The sequence below is a fragment of the Rhodopseudomonas sp. BR0G17 genome, from assembly GCF_010907025.1.
Lineage (GTDB): Bacteria > Pseudomonadota > Alphaproteobacteria > Rhizobiales > Xanthobacteraceae > Rhodopseudomonas > Rhodopseudomonas palustris_H.
Map to the genome: position 1 here is coordinate 1 of NZ_QUML01000173.1, position 423 is coordinate 423.

1 protein-coding gene is annotated in these 423 nt (G+C 67.8%); it reads right to left on the reverse strand.

Annotated elements, in window-relative coordinates; all coding sequences use genetic code 11:
- Positions 1-423 (reverse strand): histidine kinase dimerization/phospho-acceptor domain-containing protein (locus DY467_RS25735; protein ID WP_164639868.1); only part of this gene is annotated, 423 nt, incomplete at both ends.

The following is a 423-nucleotide window of genomic DNA, read 5'->3' on the forward strand; positions in this document are numbered from 1 at the left end:
GCGACAACGGCTGCCGGCGCGCGAATGCCAGCAACTGGCCGGTCAGCTTCGAAGCGCGATCGGCCGTATCGGAAATCGCATCGACATAGCGACGGCGACGCTCCTCCGGCAAATCGCGCCGCCGCAGGAAATCAACTGCGGAGCGGATGATGGTGAGCAGGTTGTTGAAGTCGTGCGCGACGCCGCCGGTGAGCTGCCCGACGGCTTCCATCTTCTGCGCCTGTCGGAGCGCTTCCTCGTTGCGTCGGCGCTCGGTCGAGTCGATGCCTTCTGCCAGCACGGCCATGATGCCGCCCTGCGCGTCCGAGACCGGCCGCAGCGAGAAATCGATGTGGCGCGCGCCGGCAGAGAGCGGCAGTTCGAGGTCGACACGGGCGGTTTCTCCCGTGCACGCCGAGTGGAACGCGCGCTCGATCGCCCCGG